General features: G+C 64.8%; 20 protein-coding genes. 6 read left to right on the forward strand and 14 right to left on the reverse strand.

Features of this window, described 5'->3' with window-relative positions:
• Window positions 1-204: 204 nt before the first annotated feature.
• From CAL13_RS02055 to CAL13_RS02115, 13 genes are all read right to left on the reverse strand, one after another.
• Window positions 205-588, reverse strand: coding sequence for a single-stranded DNA-binding protein (locus CAL13_RS02055; RefSeq protein ID WP_086071354.1), 384 nt, complete (start codon window positions 586-588; stop codon window positions 205-207).
• Complete coding sequence (locus CAL13_RS02060) at window positions 585-1,133, reverse strand: DUF3158 family protein (protein WP_086071355.1); 549 nt, start codon at window positions 1,131-1,133, stop codon at window positions 585-587. The genes CAL13_RS02055 and CAL13_RS02060 overlap by 4 nt, the downstream gene beginning before the upstream one ends.
• Window positions 1,130-1,909, reverse strand: coding sequence for a PFL_4669 family integrating conjugative element protein (locus CAL13_RS02065; protein ID WP_086071356.1), 780 nt, complete (start codon window positions 1,907-1,909; stop codon window positions 1,130-1,132). Before CAL13_RS02065 ends, CAL13_RS02060 begins: the two co-directional genes overlap by 4 nt.
• Window positions 1,910-2,032: 123 nt before the next feature.
• A complete protein-coding gene (locus tag CAL13_RS02070) occupies window positions 2,033-2,224 on the reverse strand; it encodes a hypothetical protein (protein ID WP_027350501.1) in 192 nt (63 codons plus the stop codon).
• 28 nt (window positions 2,225-2,252) lie between these two features.
• Window positions 2,253-2,540: a type II toxin-antitoxin system RelE/ParE family toxin gene (locus CAL13_RS02075; RefSeq protein WP_086071357.1), complete on the reverse strand. Its 288-nt coding sequence runs from the start codon at window positions 2,538-2,540 to the stop codon at window positions 2,253-2,255.
• Window positions 2,527-2,826 (reverse strand): type II toxin-antitoxin system RelB family antitoxin, encoded by a 300-nt coding sequence (relB, locus tag CAL13_RS02080; protein ID WP_086071358.1) that lies wholly within the window; start codon window positions 2,824-2,826, stop codon window positions 2,527-2,529. The genes CAL13_RS02075 and relB overlap by 14 nt, the downstream gene beginning before the upstream one ends.
• 127 nt (window positions 2,827-2,953) lie before the next feature.
• Window positions 2,954-4,150: an STY4528 family pathogenicity island replication protein gene (locus tag CAL13_RS02085; RefSeq protein WP_086071359.1), complete on the reverse strand. Its 1,197-nt coding sequence runs from the start codon at window positions 4,148-4,150 to the stop codon at window positions 2,954-2,956.
• A 2-nt stretch (window positions 4,151-4,152) separates the two neighbouring features.
• Complete coding sequence (locus tag CAL13_RS02090) at window positions 4,153-4,713, reverse strand: DUF2857 domain-containing protein (protein ID WP_004255086.1); 561 nt, start codon at window positions 4,711-4,713, stop codon at window positions 4,153-4,155.
• A 17-nt stretch (window positions 4,714-4,730) separates the two neighbouring features.
• Complete coding sequence (locus CAL13_RS02095) at window positions 4,731-6,389, reverse strand: ParB family protein (RefSeq protein WP_086071360.1); 1,659 nt, start codon at window positions 6,387-6,389, stop codon at window positions 4,731-4,733.
• Window positions 6,382-6,630 (reverse strand): hypothetical protein, encoded by a 249-nt coding sequence (locus CAL13_RS02100; RefSeq protein WP_048939778.1) that lies wholly within the window; start codon window positions 6,628-6,630, stop codon window positions 6,382-6,384. Before CAL13_RS02100 ends, CAL13_RS02095 begins: the two co-directional genes overlap by 8 nt.
• Window positions 6,614-7,480: a ParA family protein gene (locus CAL13_RS02105; RefSeq protein ID WP_086071361.1), complete on the reverse strand. Its 867-nt coding sequence runs from the start codon at window positions 7,478-7,480 to the stop codon at window positions 6,614-6,616. Before CAL13_RS02105 ends, CAL13_RS02100 begins: the two co-directional genes overlap by 17 nt.
• Window positions 7,481-7,521: 41 nt before the next feature.
• A complete protein-coding gene (locus CAL13_RS02110; RefSeq protein WP_009461157.1) occupies window positions 7,522-7,740 on the reverse strand; it encodes an AlpA family transcriptional regulator in 219 nt (72 codons plus the stop codon).
• 110 nt (window positions 7,741-7,850) lie between these two features.
• Window positions 7,851-8,612 (reverse strand): hypothetical protein, encoded by a 762-nt coding sequence (locus CAL13_RS02115; RefSeq protein WP_086071362.1) that lies wholly within the window; start codon window positions 8,610-8,612, stop codon window positions 7,851-7,853.
• 743 nt (window positions 8,613-9,355) lie between these two features.
• On the opposite strand from CAL13_RS02115, the gene CAL13_RS02120 reads away from it, so the two are divergent.
• The 6 genes from CAL13_RS02120 (at window position 9,356) to CAL13_RS02145 (ending at window position 14,679) form a co-directional block, all read left to right on the forward strand.
• Window positions 9,356-9,775 carry a helix-turn-helix domain-containing protein gene (locus CAL13_RS02120; protein WP_086071363.1) on the forward strand — a complete coding sequence of 140 codons (420 nt, stop codon included), beginning with the start codon at window positions 9,356-9,358 and terminating at the stop codon, window positions 9,773-9,775.
• Window positions 9,776-9,897: 122 nt separating this feature from the next.
• Window positions 9,898-10,698: a TIGR04255 family protein gene (locus CAL13_RS02125; RefSeq protein WP_232467736.1), complete on the forward strand. Its 801-nt coding sequence runs from the start codon at window positions 9,898-9,900 to the stop codon at window positions 10,696-10,698.
• A gap of 14 nt (window positions 10,699-10,712) precedes the next feature.
• Window positions 10,713-11,357 (forward strand): transcriptional regulator, encoded by a 645-nt coding sequence (locus CAL13_RS02130; RefSeq protein ID WP_086073471.1) that lies wholly within the window; start codon window positions 10,713-10,715, stop codon window positions 11,355-11,357.
• Window positions 11,358-11,372: 15 nt separating this feature from the next.
• On the forward strand, window positions 11,373-12,227 hold the full coding sequence (locus tag CAL13_RS02135; RefSeq protein WP_086071365.1) for a hypothetical protein: 855 nt from the start codon (window positions 11,373-11,375) through the stop codon (window positions 12,225-12,227).
• A gap of 512 nt (window positions 12,228-12,739) precedes the next feature.
• Window positions 12,740-13,969, forward strand: coding sequence for an MFS transporter (locus CAL13_RS02140; RefSeq protein ID WP_086071366.1), 1,230 nt, complete (start codon window positions 12,740-12,742; stop codon window positions 13,967-13,969).
• Between the two features lie 392 nt (window positions 13,970-14,361).
• Window positions 14,362-14,679, forward strand: coding sequence for a hypothetical protein (locus tag CAL13_RS02145; protein ID WP_232467737.1), 318 nt, complete (start codon window positions 14,362-14,364; stop codon window positions 14,677-14,679).
• A gap of 29 nt (window positions 14,680-14,708) precedes the next feature.
• Here CAL13_RS02145 and CAL13_RS02150 read toward each other — a convergent pair whose 3' ends face one another.
• Window positions 14,709-15,914 carry a PhnD/SsuA/transferrin family substrate-binding protein gene (locus CAL13_RS02150; RefSeq protein ID WP_086071367.1) on the reverse strand — a complete coding sequence of 402 codons (1,206 nt, stop codon included), beginning with the start codon at window positions 15,912-15,914 and terminating at the stop codon, window positions 14,709-14,711.
• Between the last annotated feature and the right edge of the window lie 42 nt (window positions 15,915-15,956).

A 15,956-nucleotide genomic window follows, 5' to 3' on the forward strand; every position in this document is an offset into this window, starting at 1 on the left:
CGCCGCTTTGTGATCGGCAGGCGGTCCGTTGCCGCAGCGGTGCGCATAGACCGCAGGAGCTGGCACAGCAAGAGCGTCGTTTCGGGAGGGCGGCTGGAACGCCGTGGACGACCTTGGAGCTATCCCCTGGGGATAGCTCGCTGGTGCATCGCGGGCGCATGAGGGTTGCTACAGCCGCCCTCGGGGGCGGCGGCGATTGGCGAGCTACTGTCCGCCGGCTGGCTTGGGGCTGAGCGCCACCGACGCGATGCGATACAGCAGAATGCCCACGCGCCGCGCTTCGACCTTGAACGTGACGCGCTCGTTCTCGTCGGCGTCCTCCCATTCGTCGCGCACGGTGCGGCCCTCGACCAGCACCCGCATACCTTTCTGGTACAGGTCTTTCCAGTGGTCGGCGTCGCGGTGCCACAGCTCCACCGGCGCCCAGAAGCCGCCGCGATCTTCGTACTCGCCGTCCTTCTTCGGGATCGGGTTGTCGAAGTAGACGTTCAGGCGAAGCAGCCGGCGCGGCTCGTCGTTGCCGTTCGGAAATTCGCGGTAGTCCGGCGCAGAACCGATGTTGCCCTCGCCGACGAAGTGCGTGCTCATGGTGACTCCTTGGTGGTGGGTGGAACGGACGCGGTACGCCCGTGGACGCGCCGCAGGTAAGCCGCTTCGGCCTGCGCGGCCTTGTTGGCGCATTCCAGGGCTTGGCGGGCGATGCTGTGGGTCAGGCTGATCTGCATGTTCAGCACGATGCGCTGCAGTTCGATCGCGTACAGCTCGTCGATCAGCGAGCCCGGCGTCGCGGGGTTGGCCAGCAGGGCCTCCCACAACGCCACGCCCATGGAGGAACGGTCGAGGTTGCGCCAGCGCAGGAAGGTCGTCCCTGCGCCAGTGGCCTGCTGGGCCAGTTGCACGTCGAGCAGGCTGAAGGGGTAGGCGCGTGCCTGGGGCAGCACACGCCGCTGCGCCAGGCCAATTACGTCGTCGCGCAGCGCTGCGCACTGGCTGGCCCAGGTCCCCAGACTCCCCTTACCCTTAAAGGGCTGTAAAAGGCCTTTTAGGTAGCCTGCGTGTTCCAGCCGCTGGAAGTCCGCTTGTTCCAGCGCCACGAAGCGCGTGGAGTGACCGATGGGGGGCGATGCCGTCATGCGTCAGCACCCTCATTACCCGTCGCCGGATTGGCTGCGCCATCCTTGTGAGCCGGCGCATCGGGCTTGATGGCGGGCGCAGCAGGCGGCGTGCCGGGCTTGGTCGTCCGCCGCGCGATGGGTGGCGCGAAACGCGAGCGGCGCGTGCCTTCCAGCACGTCCTGCGGCAACTCGCCGAACTTCTCCAGCGCCGCTCGCGCCGCCGCGTTCTTCGCCGCGAAGTCGTCGCGCGTCGTGCCCGAGTAGCGGTACTGCTGGGCCAGCGAGAACAGGCTGCGCAGCGCGTGCGCGCCATCATTGAGCCAGCGCTCCAAGGTGCTGCGGTCGATCAGCGCCGTGTGGTGCGCCAGGATGAGTTTGCGTGCCAGGTCGTCGTAGTCGGCCAGCAGGTACACCGCCATGAAGCCGAGTTGGGCATTCACGAACAGCGGCAGCTTCACCGGCTGCACGTTCATGTTCTCGCCCAGCGACAGCGCCGGGGGTACATCAGCCAGCGCCTGGTCCACCTGCTCGCGCAGCGCCTGCAGCGTGCTCTTGGTCTGCTCCAGCTTGTCTTCGATACGCAGCATCCAGAAATCGGAGTACGGATCGTCCTGTTCGGCGCCGCGCTTCATCTTGTTCATGGCGCTGATGAAGCCGTTGAGACCGATGATGCCGGCGCGTCCCTCGGTCGGCGCACGGCCGTGCCAGATGCGCGAAGCGTGATGAGTGTGCAGCGTCAGCGACATCGCGCTGCGCAGCGACCCGAGATTCAATTGCAGGGGGTCATAGGCCATGGGTGACGACTCGCATTAACGGAACGAGTCGCCAGCATCGGCACCGACCGGAAGGCCGTCAGTCAACAAACCGCAATCGGCGTGCGCCTGGTTTGTCCGTGGCGGGAAGGCTGGCTGTCCCAGCTATCCCCTGGGGATAGCCTCGCGGCGGGTAGCGACGGCAAGCGCCGCCTGCTGTCCCAACTGTGCAATGAAACCTTCGAGTTGGCCGTCGGCGACATCGGCATGGCGGCCGGCGGCGATGTCGGCCCAGCCCATGCAAGCTGCTTCCTGCAGCGCCTTGAGTTTGGCTGCTTCAGGCTCCTTGGCATTCATGGTGAATCTCCACTGATGAAAACCGCCTTCACTCCCGTGCCGGCGGCCACTGCTGCGCGGCGTGCAACACGCGCAGGATGGACACCGCGCGGGTGTCCTCCATGTAGATCACCACGTAGTTCGCACGCACGACCATCTCCCGCGTGCCGGCCACGCGGCCAGGCCGGTAGAGCTTCGGGCGCTCCGGCAGCTTTGCGGCCTTGGCCTCGATGTCGTTCTTCAACCGCTGCGCGGCATCGGGGTTGTCGTCCGAGATGTAGTCAACAATCGCCAGCAGGTCGGCGCGGGCAGCTTGCCGCCACTCAAGTACGCGCACGCCGCTTCCTGTCGATCAGGGCCTGCGCCTCGTCCATGACCTGCTGGTGCGGCACCGGCGGCCGTGTGTCGGCCAGCGCCTCCTGGACCTTTGCCCGGAACCAGGCATCGTAGGCCTCCGGGTCGGCCGTGAGGCCAGCCGGCAGCGCACCTTCCTTGACCACACGGGTCAGCAGGATGCGCACGGCGTCCGAAACGGTGAGGCCGACCCCGGCGAGCTTCTCGGCGGCATCGGCCTTGAGCCTGTCGTCCACGCGGATGTGCAGCATCGAAGTCTGTGCGGCCATCGTTGATTCTCCTGTTATGCATTAGCCCCTATTTTGTATCTCAATTGAGACCTTGGCAAGGGTGTGGCCGGATCGACCCGCCAGAAGGCTCCCTGTCCCAGCTATCCCCTGGGGATAGCTCGGCCGGTCACGGGTCGCGCAGGGCCGCCCGCAGCCGCGCCAGGTGGGCGCGCGCCACTTCGGGGGATACCGGCGGTGCCGATGGCGCCGGTGCCGGTGCGGGTGGACGGGAAGCAGGCGACACCGTGGCGCTGTCGCCCGCCCAGGCCTTGAACTCCCCACGGATCGCCTTCTGGATGATGCCGAACAGGTAGCCAGCCGGGTTGCGCACCGTGCTGCCGCCACTGCGCGCCGCCCACTCGTCGAGCACCGCCTGGCGCTGCGCTTCGTCCACTTGCTGCAGGGCCACCAGCGCACCGGCCTGTTGCTCGTCCTTCAGGCGCAGGAAGCGCTCGGGTAGCCGCAGGTTCTGCAAGGCCCTCGCGCGCGGTACTGTACGTACTTCTTTATTTATACGATTCATACGTACTGTACGGTCCTCCTTCGGAATCCGAAGATGGCCGTCCTGCGCGGGTTCCAGCCCTGCTTCGGATTCCGAAGACGGGCGCACACCATTCCGAAGAAGGGCTTCCTGGCCTTCTTCGGATTCGTGGTCGGCACCCTCCTGTAGATAACCTGGCGTCGTCCAGCCATGCAGCGCCATGCGCTGCGCCAGCACCTGCAGGCGGGTCGGCAGCGTGCGGCCGCTGAGCAGCGGGTCTTCGGCAATCTCCTTGAGCGTGTTCATGCCCACGATCTGCACCGCCTTGGCGGCATGGGTCAGCGCCTGGCTGACCAGGCCGAGGTAGTCGGCATCGAGCTGCATCGCCTCGAAGGGCGACAGCGGTTCGTCGTGCAGCACATAGAGGTTGCCTTGGATGCGGCCGGTCTTCGGGTCGCGCCGTCGTCGCACCAGGCTCAGCCAGCGCGTCAGCCGCAGCAGCGTCAGGGCGCGCGCCACGGTCTCGTGCGATGCCTGCGCCGCGCAGGGCATCGAGGCCAGGTAGGGGCGCAATTGGTCGTAGGTGGGAAAGGCGGTCACGCCGTCGTCGCTGAGCTGCAGGCGGAACACCTGCCAGGCGTTGCGCTCCAGCGGCGTCAGGCGCCGGTCGAGGAACAGTCGGCGCGGCACGCTCTCATGGCGGTTGCCGCTGTAGAGGAAACCGTCCTGGTTCGGCGCCGTGCCCTGCGCCAGTTCCTTCGGCTCAAGGTGCCGCAGCGCCTCGTCGAACAACGCCGACAGCGCAACTGGGCCATCGCGCCGTGGTGCGCCGCACGTGGCCATGGCTACACCAGCCCCTGGTCGATCCAGTTCCGTATCGCCGACCAGATCACCGACATGGGCAGAGTCATGGCCTCGGCCAGGTCCATGGTCAGCGCCAGCATCGCCATGTCGTCGGTCAAGGCGATATGGCGCTCGGCGACGCCGGCCTTCCAGCGTTCCCACAAGGCCACGTCCTGCGCCTCGTCGAGCACCGGATGCCGGCCCTTGCGCTTGGGCAGCCCGAGGATGTCGCGGCGCAGCGCCACTTCCTGATGGGTGAGACCGTAGAACTTGCTGACCATCTCCGTGCTCGCCCCCAGGCGCAGCATGCGGTCCACCGTGGCGATCTCCCGCTCCACGTCGTGCACCTGGCTAAGCAGCCGCTTCAACACTTCCCGGTTCACCGACACCGAACACCACGACACCGTGGCATTCACCAGCATGCTCACGAGTTCGGGGTGCTTCAGCGCATCCAGTTCCTCCTCGCCGAAGCCCATGGCCTTGCAGCGGCGCAACTGGCCGTTGCGCAGGTCATGCAGGGCCTGGGCGATCACGGCCTGGTTGAGCGGGTGCGGTGCCGACATACGGGAGCCTCCTGCGCTCAGGAATCCTGGCTCGCTACGCCGGCTTCCAGATCCAGCAGCCGGCGCGCGAGGCGCAGGAGACGGAACAGCTTCACCAGCGCAGCATCGCTCAGCCGTGTGGCCGAGCCGCCGTGGCCATGCAGCAGCGCCGCCAGTTCGTCGGCCAGCAGTGCGCGGTCCAAGCCGTTCGCGGCGGGTGGCACCGAACTCAGCGCATCCAGCAGGGTCAGCACCGCCCTTGCGAATGCTGGCAGCGCCTTCGCGTGGCCCACGGCCGGCGCCGCGCAGACGAAGCCGATGCCACCGAGGCTGGCCTCGATGTGGTCGGCGACGGCCGCTTCCTCGGCGATCTCGCGCGCGAACTGCGCAATGTGCACGCGCAGGCGATCCGGCACGTCCAGCCCCGGCTCGATGTACCAGACGTCCGAGATGGGAAAGAGCCCCCCGGCCTGCACGGGGATCGCACGCAGCGCGTCGGCCTCGAAGTCGGGCAGCTTGTCGCCGAACTGATCCGCGACCATCCGTTGGATGGATTGCAGGCGCTCGGTGGTCGGCGCCGGTGTCACGATGTGCCCTTGCAGGCGCTCGTCGCGTGGTCCGCGCTGGTCCTCTGGCGCTTCGGGCGATGCAGGCGGTGTCGCTGCTGACACCGCATGCGAGACCGGCGTGGTGTCGCGCGGTACGGACGACACGGGTAGCTGCTGAGGTGCGGAGACCGGTGCGGAAGGAGCAGCAGGCACGACAGACGCCGCCGAAGGCATCGGCGCCGCCGGTTCGCTGGTCAGCGCACGCTGGCGGCTTTCGCTGTCGTTGATCTCCAGCGCCAGCGTGTCGTAGTCCGCCTCCAGCAGTTCGGCCATCTGGCCCACCAGTTCGTCCTGCACCCGCTGCGGCGAGAAGTCATCCGGCTGCGTGTCGAACTGCGCCAGCACGTCCTGAAACAAGGTGGCGAAGTCCACGGCCACGGTGCGGCCCAGCGCACGCCGCTCCCAGGTGCGCTCGCACGCCTTGCGCAGTACCGCGAGCCGGTCCACCTGATGTCGTCCCAGGCCGCCGTAGAGCAGGTTCGGTATCGCCGGCAGCAGATAGCGCACCGCATCGTTCATGCGGCTGATGTGTGACTGTGGCACCGGATAGCCGTCGGCCGTCAGCCGCCGTGCGAGTTCGCTCTGTGACAGCGCCTGGCCGCTTTCCTGCTCGTAGAACTCGCGCGCCTTCTCGATGCCCAGGGCGCGCTCGATGAAGGTCAGCCCACCGCGCAGTTCGTTCTCGGCCAGGTGCCCGGTCAACGCCACGATTTCGCCGCGCGCCGGCCACGGGCGGAACAGGCACGCGATCCGGAAGAAGCGGTCTTCCTTGGTTTCGCTCCACAGTTCGCGCAGGATGGCGAGCCGCGTATTGCCGCCGTTCCTGATGATGTAGTGCGCCTCGCCCGGCCGGCGGGTGATCGCGGGCGGGGCGTCCAGCCCGCGCTCGCGGATCGAGGCCTTGATTTCCTCGTAGGCCGGGTTGCGCGTCACGCGTGGGTCGTGTTCATAGGGGCGCAGCTCGTCCAGCGTCACCACCATCGGCGTGTCGGCGATGGGGTCGCTCAAGATCGCTGCCGACGGGCCGCTGCGGTCGAAGCCCTTGGTCAGCAGCTTGGCGGCCATGTCCTGAGGCGTCGGCTCAGCCATCGCTGCTCTCCCGAGATGCCGCTGGTGCCTGACGATCGGCGCGGCGAAGCTGCGCGCGAGCGTTGCGGCTCGCGCGGTGATCGCTCGCGGTCGAGCTGGTGTAGATCGCGGCGCAGCCGGGCTTGGTGAACACCAGGTGCCCGCCGCGCGTGCGTTTTACGTGCCAGCCTTCGCCCAGCGCGAACTCGATCAGGGTACGCAGCCGCGCATGGCCGCGCGCCAGTTCATGCGCGTTCGCCATGACTGGCTCCCGCTGCGTGACCTCTGCCGGTAACGCACGCAAAGCGTTCCCGCCAGGCCGGGAACAGTTCTCCCGCCAGCGCACGCATCGTCTCCAATGCCGCAGGCGCGTTGCGGCCTACTGGTTGCCGATACTCGACGCGATGCACTGGCAGCCCCCGTGTTGCGGCACGTGGGTAGGCTTCGATGGCCGGGACGTCGGTGTTCAGGACCTGTATGCCAGCGTGCGCCTGGAACACTTGTCGCAGGGCCTGCTGGATCAGTCGGGCGTTCGACGAAACCGGATGCACACGGTTGATGAGCAAGCGCAGCGGTGGCGGCTCGATGCCGAGGTGCCGATACGGAGCGATGTCCTCGATCAGTTGCAGCGTGCCGCGCCTCAGCTCACGCGCCGCCAGGATTTCCGGCGTCACAGGTGACAGCGCCAGACTGGAGGCCAGTACCGCCATCTCCAGCAGCACACTGCGCGCTCCCTGGGTATCGATCAGCAGCAGGTCGTAGTGCGGCGCCAGCGCGGGGAGCAGGTGACGCAGGCGCAGCCGGCCGTCGGGTGCGTGCAGCAGCAGTGTGTTCAGTTCGCCGCGGTGGTCATTCGACACCACTAGGTCGAGACCCGCCACAGCGGTCTGCGAAGCCAATTGCTCGATACGCTGCTCGTTGAAGGCCAGCATCTCGTAGATGCCGGCAGGCGCATGCGTGCCGAGCGTGAAGTAGCTCGACAAGGTGGGCTGTACGTCCAGGTCCAGCAGCAGCACGCGCAGCCCTGCATCGGCGATGAAGCCGCCCAGGTTCGCTGCGGTGGTCGTCTTGCCGACGCCACCCTTGGTCGAGATGATGGATACCACCTGCATGGCGCGACTCCTCGTGGAAGGGATTCCGACGGAGCGCGGGCTCACGCCCGTTCCCTGAGTCGATCGGTGATCCACTGATCGATCTCCACCGAATCCCAGCCGATGGCGCGTACCCCGAGGCGCAGGGGCTTGGGAAACTTGCCCTCCTTGATCAGGTTGTAGATGTGGGCGCGCTTGAAGCCGGTCTTGGCCTCGACTTCCGCGCGGCGCAGGATGCGGTGTTCGTTCGGCGTCGCGGTGGCGATGGTCTGGGCAGTCACGAGGGGCACTCCTTGGCGCTGTGTAGCGGCGGTGATGGACGTGCCCCGTATTCAATAGCGCGGTTCCCGCGCAGTCACCGCAAGTGCAGGCTCGGCGTCTGCACTTGCAGTCAGCGGTCCTGGGTGGCGAGATGACGCCTGGCTGCCGAAAACTTCGCCCACAGCGTTCGCTCGCTGATCCCGGACTTGTCGCCGTAATGGGCAACCAGCGCACTGATGACCGATTCCAGCGTCTCGAAGGACGAATAGGGAACGCCATTGGGCGACTTGCCCAGCAGCAGGGTCAGAAGACCGCCAACGATGTTCAAGTAGGTGGACTCACTGCGGGCGCCCGGCACCCCGGAACGCTTCTCGCGCTCCGTGCGCGCCTGGTGCTCCTGGCTGAGCGTCTGGAACTGGGCATAGAGCGCATCCCAGGCTTGCACCCTGTCGGCAAGCTGGAGCTTCAATGCCTCGCGATCCATGACCAGTGCCTGCACAGCATCGACACTGACGGCCGGATGCAGGTGACGCTCGAAGGCATCGAACAGGAAGGCCGGTCGCTGGTCGGGATAGAAGCGGATCATCCAGGCCTTCAGATCGACATGTCGGATCGTGAGGCTGGGGTCATCGAGCAAGGCGGGGTCGTTGCTCGTGATGCCGTCCTTGCCGTAGGGAAGGTCGAGATGCACCAGTGCGTCGTAGATCCGTTCCGCGTTCAGGCGAAGCTGTGGCCAGCGTGCCAGTTCGGGGTGCTCCGGCAAGCGGTTCATCCCCTTGGCGACATCGAGGATGCGACGCTCGAAACGCGACAGCCCTGCCCACTGGATGGCCGCCTCGATCGGACGGTAGAAGACCTTGGCGTGGGCGCCGGAAGAAGATGACTTGCGCATGACTGCTCCCTGGTAACCGGATTCAGGACATCTGCTTCCCTCGTTGATTGGAATCGCTGCCGGGACGCGCCTTCACGGCGCGAGACGGTGGCGGCTTGGCTTGTGGGAAAGGCCAGGATGACGGATGTTCGGCAGAGCAGCCGCTCTGTCGATATGGCGCTTGTCCACCAGCACCGAGCCTCTGCGTGGCGGTATGCTTCAAGCGGTTGACTGCACATGGCAGGATGGCTCGATACCGAGGTTTTGCTACAGACGCCATCGCGGCGAAAGACGGATTCGGTCTTCTCGCGTTCGAGCCAGGGCGTTACCGGCGTGCAAGACAGCGACGGTCCATCAGCAGACGCAGTGCGGGCGGAAACAGGTGTGGCGATGCCGCCTCGACGGGGTGCAACCAGGTTTCGGGCAAGACCCGAGGGGTCTGCCTACAGATCGACAAAGCATGACAGTCCGGTTCCGCACTCATGGGAAGGAGCGATTGGGTGGTTCCGACGACAGGACTAGCGATGACGAGGGGATTGCCTGTCGGGTCTCATTGGGCATTGGTGGCCTGATCGTCGTGCAAGATCAGGACAGCACGATGGCGTAGCGCGGTCCCCAGAACTGCAAGCAGGGTAACGGACCGAGAGCAGCCAGCCTTTTCATGGCCTACTGATTCCAAGCTTGGGCTTGTTGACCAGACCATACTTATGCATTCAAATTTGAATGCTTATTGCTGAATTAAGTTCATATCTGAGGCTTAAGCTATGTCCTCTTCCGGTCAGAAGCGCTCCGGTGCCCAGGTAGCCATGCCGCAGCCCGTCGCGCGTGCGCTGCATCGCCTGGGGCAGGACATCTCGGCGGCACGGCGCATGCGCCGCCTGAGCCAGGAAGACCTTGCTCAGCGCATCGGCACGTCCCTGAGCACCGTCAGGCGCATGGAAGACGGCTATCCCGGCACCGCGCTGCACACCTTCCTGCGCGCGCTGCACATGCTGGGCCGGCTCGATGACCTGTCAAGGGCGATGACCCTGGAGAAGGACGCCCTTGGCATGGAACTGGTGCGGGAATCGTTGCCACAGCGGGTGCGCAGCGTTTCCCGCTGGCAAGGGCAGCCGGCTGGGCGAACTTCGGGAGCCGGCGATGGTGACGCGAGCGGGAGTGTCGACGTACTGGAAGGCTTTTGACGGCGCCTTCTCCTTGGCTTGCGTCCCCCTGATCCAGCCGCATTGAGCAAGTCCCCTGGAATGGATGTCAACCATGGTGTAAACTGGCAACTGAAGTGTCAACCGAGAAGATGGAGCGGCCTGTGAGCGAACGAATGTCCAATGCGCCGGTGTACTACGCGCTGGCACAGGCGCATTTCAATCCGGTGGCGGCCATGGTCAAGTATGTCGACCAAATACAAGATCGACTGCGTCGTGAAGGGTACCCCTTGTTCGAGCCGCAGCAGGTCACTCACTTGGTCGTGTCCGGGCCAGGCCAGGCACAACAAGCCGAACCAAAGATCCAGCAAACGGTATCCTGGCTCCTGACCAGGAGCGATCGATCTGCGGGCTTTATCCTGTCCCCTTCGACAATCACGTTTCATACGACGCATTACGACACCCACAAGACATTCATTCCGGAATTACTGCGGGGGTTGGATGCCGTGCATGAAGCAGTCAGCCTTGACCATGTGGGTCGGCTTGGGTTGCGCTACCTGGATGCGGTGGTGCCGGCAGACGGGGAGTCCGTCGAACAGTACCTTGTCGGTGGCGTCCATGGGGTGGGATTCGACGCGGTTCGCCGGCACGCAATGAGCGAATCCGTATTCTCGACCGATGTTGGTCCACTCGTTCCCGGCGGAACCTTGGTTGCAAGGGTATACAGGGCAACGGCGCAGCTTGGTTTTCCTCCCGATATGTTGCCGAACGGGCTGGCACTGAATCCGCGTTTCGCCATGACCGCGCCACGCGAGCATGGTGTGCTCGATACCGACCATTTTTGCGAAGGTCGCATGCCTATCGACCTCGGCAAGCTCGAAGAACAACTGCGCTCGTTGCATGCCCCGATCAAGTCCGTGTTCAAGGCAACCATCACGGATCATGCGCGCCGGGCATGGGCGTAGCACTGGAGACCCGCATGTACACCGAGACGTTTCCAACAATCAGGACTTCGCCGTCGATCGTGCCCGTTCGGGTCGCGGCCACGGCCGCCTTCGCCCTGATGGGGATCACGCAGTTGGTTGGCGGTACTGGCAGCGTGTTCGATGTGACCCGGGCGGGGGAATGGCGCAGGCTGGTGGAGGCGCGGACTCCCATTCACGTCGAAATCGAGGTGGATGGCGAGGAGGCAGCTCGTCCCGATCTGCGAAGCGCTTCGGAGCATCTGGCCAACATCCGTGAGGTGCTCAATCCAGCAATCGCCGATCTCGCCGGGACCTTTGGCGTTTCCCGGCAAGCGATCTACAAATGGCTGGGGGGAGAGTCGACGCCAGAAGCGGACAACTTCGCTCGGATACAGGCACTCAGCCAAGTGGCCGACGCCTTTCGCGAAGCAGGCGTCAAACGGGGGCCAATGATGCTGAAGATGAAGGCGTTTGACGGCAGGTCTCTCCTGGATCTCATCGCTGCAAACCAGACTGTCATGGAGCATGTCCAAACGCTGATCTCAGAGGCTCAGGCCATGGATGCGGCATACGAAAGGTCGGGACTGGCCAAGAGCAAGGCCGCGCCAACGGATGATTGGCGTTCCGCTGCTTCCATTCCTGGCTATCCCGAGCAGTGATTCGGGGATCGCGCGATGCTGGACCGGGAGACGTCATGGCGGCAGGGAGATTTGCTGACCAGCGATGGATCGCTGCAACTGGGATTGGTCGAGTCACTGGAGGATGGCCGTTTCGCTGTCGTGATCTCCCACGACTGTGACATCCCCCACCCGCACGAACCCTGCATTGAGGTCATCGTGGCGGACTTGATCGGCGATGCCCGTGGGGATCCGCAACTGTCCCATGCCAAGAACCCCCGGCGGCTGCATCTTGCGTATGACAAGGCGGATGGAGGCTCGATGGTGCTGGAGTTGCGGCATGCAGAGAAGAGATCCATCCCGAGAGTCGAGTTTGGCCAGAGTGCGTCTCGGTTTCTTGAGGCGTCGCTTTCGGATGAATCGAAGCGCACCCTGAAGCAATGGCTGGCGGCACGCTATGGCCGGCCCGCGTTCCCCAACGCCTTCGAGAACCGGCTTGCGAAGCGTGTCGGCAAGAGAGACGTCAAGAGCCGGATCGCCCGCATCCTCGCTCCCGAAGCCCGACATCTGGTGGGATTGTTCTTCGATCTGGGTGAGCAGCGGGGCATTGAGGCTTCTGATGGTGAACCCTATGCGTTGTCCATATCGGTGGCCTATGACGCCATCGAAGGTGGGCCAGGTGCGCGTGAGTCCGCCGAGAGCGTAGTACAACAATTGCGAGAGCTTTTCATCGAAGCGTACGGCCCTCCCGATGCGGCAACGGAAATCGCCCTCGACGCCTGCGAGCCAGTCCCAGATACACACATGACCCTCGCCGACCTTCGGCGTGTGGATCAATGGCGACTTGAGTACCTCAGCCTGCATGACGATGAACATGGTGGCTTCCTGCCGGACGGCGTTGCCCCTGCGTGAGACGTGAGGTGGCTGGATGAGCCTGGGATTGGCTGGGGGCTCTTGCATTTGGCACAGGGCAGCGTCTGACGGCTCTGGGTAGGCCAATGCGGCAGTAGCGGGCACGCCGAGTTGCCGAGGGCTCGCTACAGGTACATAATCTGGCCTGAATCCGTAGCGCCAACGGAATAAACCCGTTATCAATCAACGATTTGAGTGCGGCGTGATGTTCCCATCACCCGCTCCACATCGACTTTCCACGGACTTCCACTGAACCTTAAGGGTGGGCGTGTCCTATTTCTGCTGACTCACCAGATAGCGTCGATGTGCCTGGAGAGCAGAAAAGATCGCAGGGATCAGCCGAAGGTTTGGCGGCTTCCAGGCCATAGCATCACGTCGGTTGCAGCCATCGCCACGCAAGGTTCCAAGACAACGCACCGTCCGTAGCGATCCGGGGCATGGCAATTTTCGGAGCGTTTCGATCCGGCCCAGCCTGTAAAAAGCCTATCCCAATATCGATGCCCCAGCGAGATATGAAGATAGCGGACAGGCCTGGCGCGGCGTTTCGCCGATTTGCCGTCTCGAATCTATGCGCACAGGCGGCCGAGCAGATCGGTCTAGCCACAGCGCCCATCATCGCGGTGTATTTGTTCCAGGCGACGGCGCGCGAAACCGCCATGTTGCAGATGGTGCAAAGCGCGCCCTTCCTATTGATGGCGATTCCCGCTGGGATGCTGGCGGATCGCACATCGCCTCGCGCCATGCTGATCGGCGCGGAGCTGATACGCAGCGCGAGCGTTTCGATCATCCTGTTGCTGCTCTTCTCGGATACGCTGACCCTTTCCTATCTGGCGGCACTCGGATTCCTGGGCGCGGCCGGTACCGTCGGCTATAACGTGACCGCGCCCGGCACGACGCCGATGCTGGTGGACCGCGCCGACCTGCCCGTGGCGAACAGCAGGCTGGAATTGGCGAGAAGCGTCGCCTTTACCGCCGGCCCGGGCATTGCCGGCCTGTTCTATCACGCCACCGGGGGTGCCGCGTCCTATGCGATCGCGCTGGTGTTGTCCTCGACGGCAGCTGGCATGGCCGCGACGCTGCCGCTACAGCGGCGGCCTGCGGCACAACGGCGCCATGTCCTTCACGAGCTGAGCGAAGGCTGCCGATTTACGTTTCTGAACCCGCATCTTCGTCCCGTGCTGATGACGGCCGTGGTATTCAACGTCTCCTGGTTCATCCTGCAAGCATCGTTCGTTCCCTTCGCCGCTCAGCGCTTGAATATGAATGCGGCGGACGTGGGCGCGGCCATGGCTATCTATGGGGTTGGAATGGTATGCGGCGCGCTGATAACACCCCGCCTGGCCCGTGCCCTGCCGTTCGGGATGCTGATAACCGTGGGCCCAATAGGCGGCCTCCTTGGCGCGGTGCTGATGGCGTCGGCAATCTGGCTGCCCGTCATCGCGCTGGCATGGGCGGGATTCTTTTTCTTTGGCGCCGGCCCCGTGGTCTGGGCCGCCACCACCGCGACGTTACGGCAAGCAGTAACTCCAGCGTCGTTGATGGGGCGCGTGTCGGCGGTTGTCACGACATGTACGTTCGGGGCGCGGCCCATTGGCGGGTTCGCCGCGGCCGTGATCGCGGCGGCGTACGGTCCCTCCGCGTGCATCCTGGCCGCGGCGGCGGGTTTTTTCGTGCAGGCCGCCATCATTCTGTATTCCGATATACGGCGACTGACCGCCATTCCCGCGCCAGGTACGGCCTGAAATGCGGCAAGCTCGCGACGATCCTCGGGAAAACGACGGCCCGGTACGCCTGCGCTTGCGCGAGGCTTGTCAGGACGATGAGAACGTCACCCCGCGGCAACCGGGCGAAAATGAACGGGATATTCTGCCGCCACAAGGGTCTGGTTCCATGAAAGGGACATCATTGAGTCATTCCGCCACCCCGTTTTTCGTCCATAATTGGCCAGCAGCCGCGCCGGCAGGCGTCAGCCTCCTTCCGCTCGTACGCCGGAACGCCGATACGCAGCCGGTGTACTGTAAAGGCTGCTTCTTTTGTCAATCAAGTTGGTCGCCGGTCGGCGTTCCAGCCCCGATTTCAAGTGGCCCCCTGTCGGGCATCACAGCAGTCGCCGCCGATGCGAGCGGCGATTCAGATGAGCTTTAGCGCCTTGCAGGACCAGGGAGATATTCATCCAATGCTGAGCCGCCGCGTCGCTGTTCTGTTTTTTGTTGCCATCGTTTCCGGTTGCTCGTCGACCAAGACGAGTCCCGAGGCGCCGGGCCCGCGCGCTGCCGCTTCGGTTTCGGGATCGAAGGCCGCCTCTGCCACCGGCGACCGCTGTACCTGGAACCGCAGCAAATGCATATTCGAAGGCTCGTATGAGCCTGGCGAACGCGACTATGCAGAGCAGGAAGCGAAGCGGCTCAATATGGCCGAAATCCAGCGCCTGCGCCGCAGCTTCGGAAACTGAGCGCTGACGGTAGCCGCCGTCCGGCCCGATCACTTCAAAACGAACGGCTGGCTGTCCGGCTTGCGCGACCCGTCATCCAACTGGCCGTCGTTCACCAAGGGACGCGGGATGGCGTCGTCGATGCGGTTCTGCGCCTGAACGATGGCGTTGTAGCGGCCATCGACATACGGGCGGATATCCACTTTCGTCCGGAGTGCGCCTGTCTCCACCAAGCCGTCGGCGATCTGCTGGAAGACCTCGGTCAGCTCGGCGTCGATGGGGTAGTAGGTGCCCATGCCTTCCTCCTTCAACAACAGCTTCCCCTGCTCGAAGGTCATGCCACGCTGCTTGACGTAGTTGGCGGTGATCCAATCGTCGGGGTGCTTCGCCTGCCAGTTGTACATGGCGACGGCGCGGCGCAGGAAGTCCGCAATGGCGGCGGATTTGGCGGGGTCATCCAAAGCGGACTTGCGCGCGACGATGGGGTTCAGGCCCCAGTTGTGGCCGGCGCCATTGGCGAGGACGGGCGGCGATCCCAGGCGGAAGTATTGGTGGCCAAGTACGATGGCCGCGTCCACCGCGCGTGACGAGAAGGTTGGCGCCACTTCGGATCCGGCCACCTGTACGCCTTTGACGTCCTTGCGCAAATCCAGGCCGTGATCGTGCAGGATGCTCGCCAGGATCATGTGGCGGCCGGTGCCGGCCGGATAGGCCACGGTGCGGCCGCGCAGGTCTTCGACCTTGCGGATGCCGCTCTCCGGCTGGATCACCAGATATGTGTTGGCGGGGCTGCCCGGGTTGGCCGTGATGGCGATGGCGACCAGGTCCTTCACACCCGCGCCGACGGCGATGGGCAAGGGCGCCTCGCCGATGTAGCCGACATCGACAGCGCCGGACACCAGCGCCTCCAGGACGGCGGGACCGCCGTTGAAGGTGGCGAAGGTGACGGCGTAAGGCGCGTCGGCGCCCACGCCGGACAACTTCCAGGGCACCGATCCTTCGCCGGCCTGTTCGGCGACGATCAGGCGGGTGCCGCGCGGCACGGCCCGCGCCAGCCTGGCGGCGAGCGTGCTGTCGTCGGCGCCGGACGTGGCGGGGACGTCAGCCGCTCGCGCCGCGCATGGCGCGATGGCCTGGGCAAACACCAGACCGATCGCGGCCAGCGTCGCGAGTCCTCGCCCGCGACGCTTCGGGATACGGCGGGCCGGCCAACCTGCCGGGCCGCAAAAAGACAAAGACGTCAAAAGCCAACGCATCCATCACTCCATCGAATAAAAAAAGACGCCCGGGCTGGACTG

The sequence above is a fragment of the Bordetella genomosp. 9 genome, assembly GCF_002119725.1.
Lineage (GTDB): Bacteria > Pseudomonadota > Gammaproteobacteria > Burkholderiales > Burkholderiaceae_B > Bordetella_C.

What these genes read in the sequence shown, in the direction of transcription:
- CAL13_RS02115 (WP_086071362.1), bottom strand. Translation starts at nt 8,612, where the DNA reads ATGCGCAAGTCATCTTCTTCCGGCGCCCACGCCAAGGTCTTCTACCGT.
- CAL13_RS02140 (WP_086071366.1), top strand. Translation starts at nt 12,740, where the DNA reads ATGAAGATAGCGGACAGGCCTGGCGCGGCGTTTCGCCGATTTGCCGTC.
- CAL13_RS02090 (WP_004255086.1), bottom strand. Translation starts at nt 4,713, where the DNA reads ATGTCGGCACCGCACCCGCTCAACCAGGCCGTGATCGCCCAGGCCCTG.
- CAL13_RS02070 (WP_027350501.1), bottom strand. Translation starts at nt 2,224, where the DNA reads ATGAATGCCAAGGAGCCTGAAGCAGCCAAACTCAAGGCGCTGCAGGAA.
- CAL13_RS02145 (WP_232467737.1), top strand. Translation starts at nt 14,362, where the DNA reads ATGAGCTTTAGCGCCTTGCAGGACCAGGGAGATATTCATCCAATGCTG.
- CAL13_RS02100 (WP_048939778.1), bottom strand. Translation starts at nt 6,630, where the DNA reads ATGGCGAACGCGCATGAACTGGCGCGCGGCCATGCGCGGCTGCGTACC.
- CAL13_RS02060 (WP_086071355.1), bottom strand. Translation starts at nt 1,133, where the DNA reads ATGACGGCATCGCCCCCCATCGGTCACTCCACGCGCTTCGTGGCGCTG.
- CAL13_RS02135 (WP_086071365.1), top strand. Translation starts at nt 11,373, where the DNA reads ATGCTGGACCGGGAGACGTCATGGCGGCAGGGAGATTTGCTGACCAGC.
- CAL13_RS02095 (WP_086071360.1), bottom strand. Translation starts at nt 6,389, where the DNA reads ATGGCTGAGCCGACGCCTCAGGACATGGCCGCCAAGCTGCTGACCAAG.
- CAL13_RS02065 (WP_086071356.1), bottom strand. Translation starts at nt 1,909, where the DNA reads ATGGCCTATGACCCCCTGCAATTGAATCTCGGGTCGCTGCGCAGCGCG.
- CAL13_RS02055 (WP_086071354.1), bottom strand. Translation starts at nt 588, where the DNA reads ATGAGCACGCACTTCGTCGGCGAGGGCAACATCGGTTCTGCGCCGGAC.
- CAL13_RS02105 (WP_086071361.1), bottom strand. Translation starts at nt 7,480, where the DNA reads ATGCAGGTGGTATCCATCATCTCGACCAAGGGTGGCGTCGGCAAGACG.
- CAL13_RS02130 (WP_086073471.1), top strand. Translation starts at nt 10,713, where the DNA reads ATGTACACCGAGACGTTTCCAACAATCAGGACTTCGCCGTCGATCGTG.
- CAL13_RS02085 (WP_086071359.1), bottom strand. Translation starts at nt 4,150, where the DNA reads ATGGCCACGTGCGGCGCACCACGGCGCGATGGCCCAGTTGCGCTGTCG.
- CAL13_RS02120 (WP_086071363.1), top strand. Translation starts at nt 9,356, where the DNA reads ATGTCCTCTTCCGGTCAGAAGCGCTCCGGTGCCCAGGTAGCCATGCCG.
- relB (WP_086071358.1), bottom strand. Translation starts at nt 2,826, where the DNA reads ATGGCCGCACAGACTTCGATGCTGCACATCCGCGTGGACGACAGGCTC.
- CAL13_RS02150 (WP_086071367.1), bottom strand. Translation starts at nt 15,914, where the DNA reads ATGCGTTGGCTTTTGACGTCTTTGTCTTTTTGCGGCCCGGCAGGTTGG.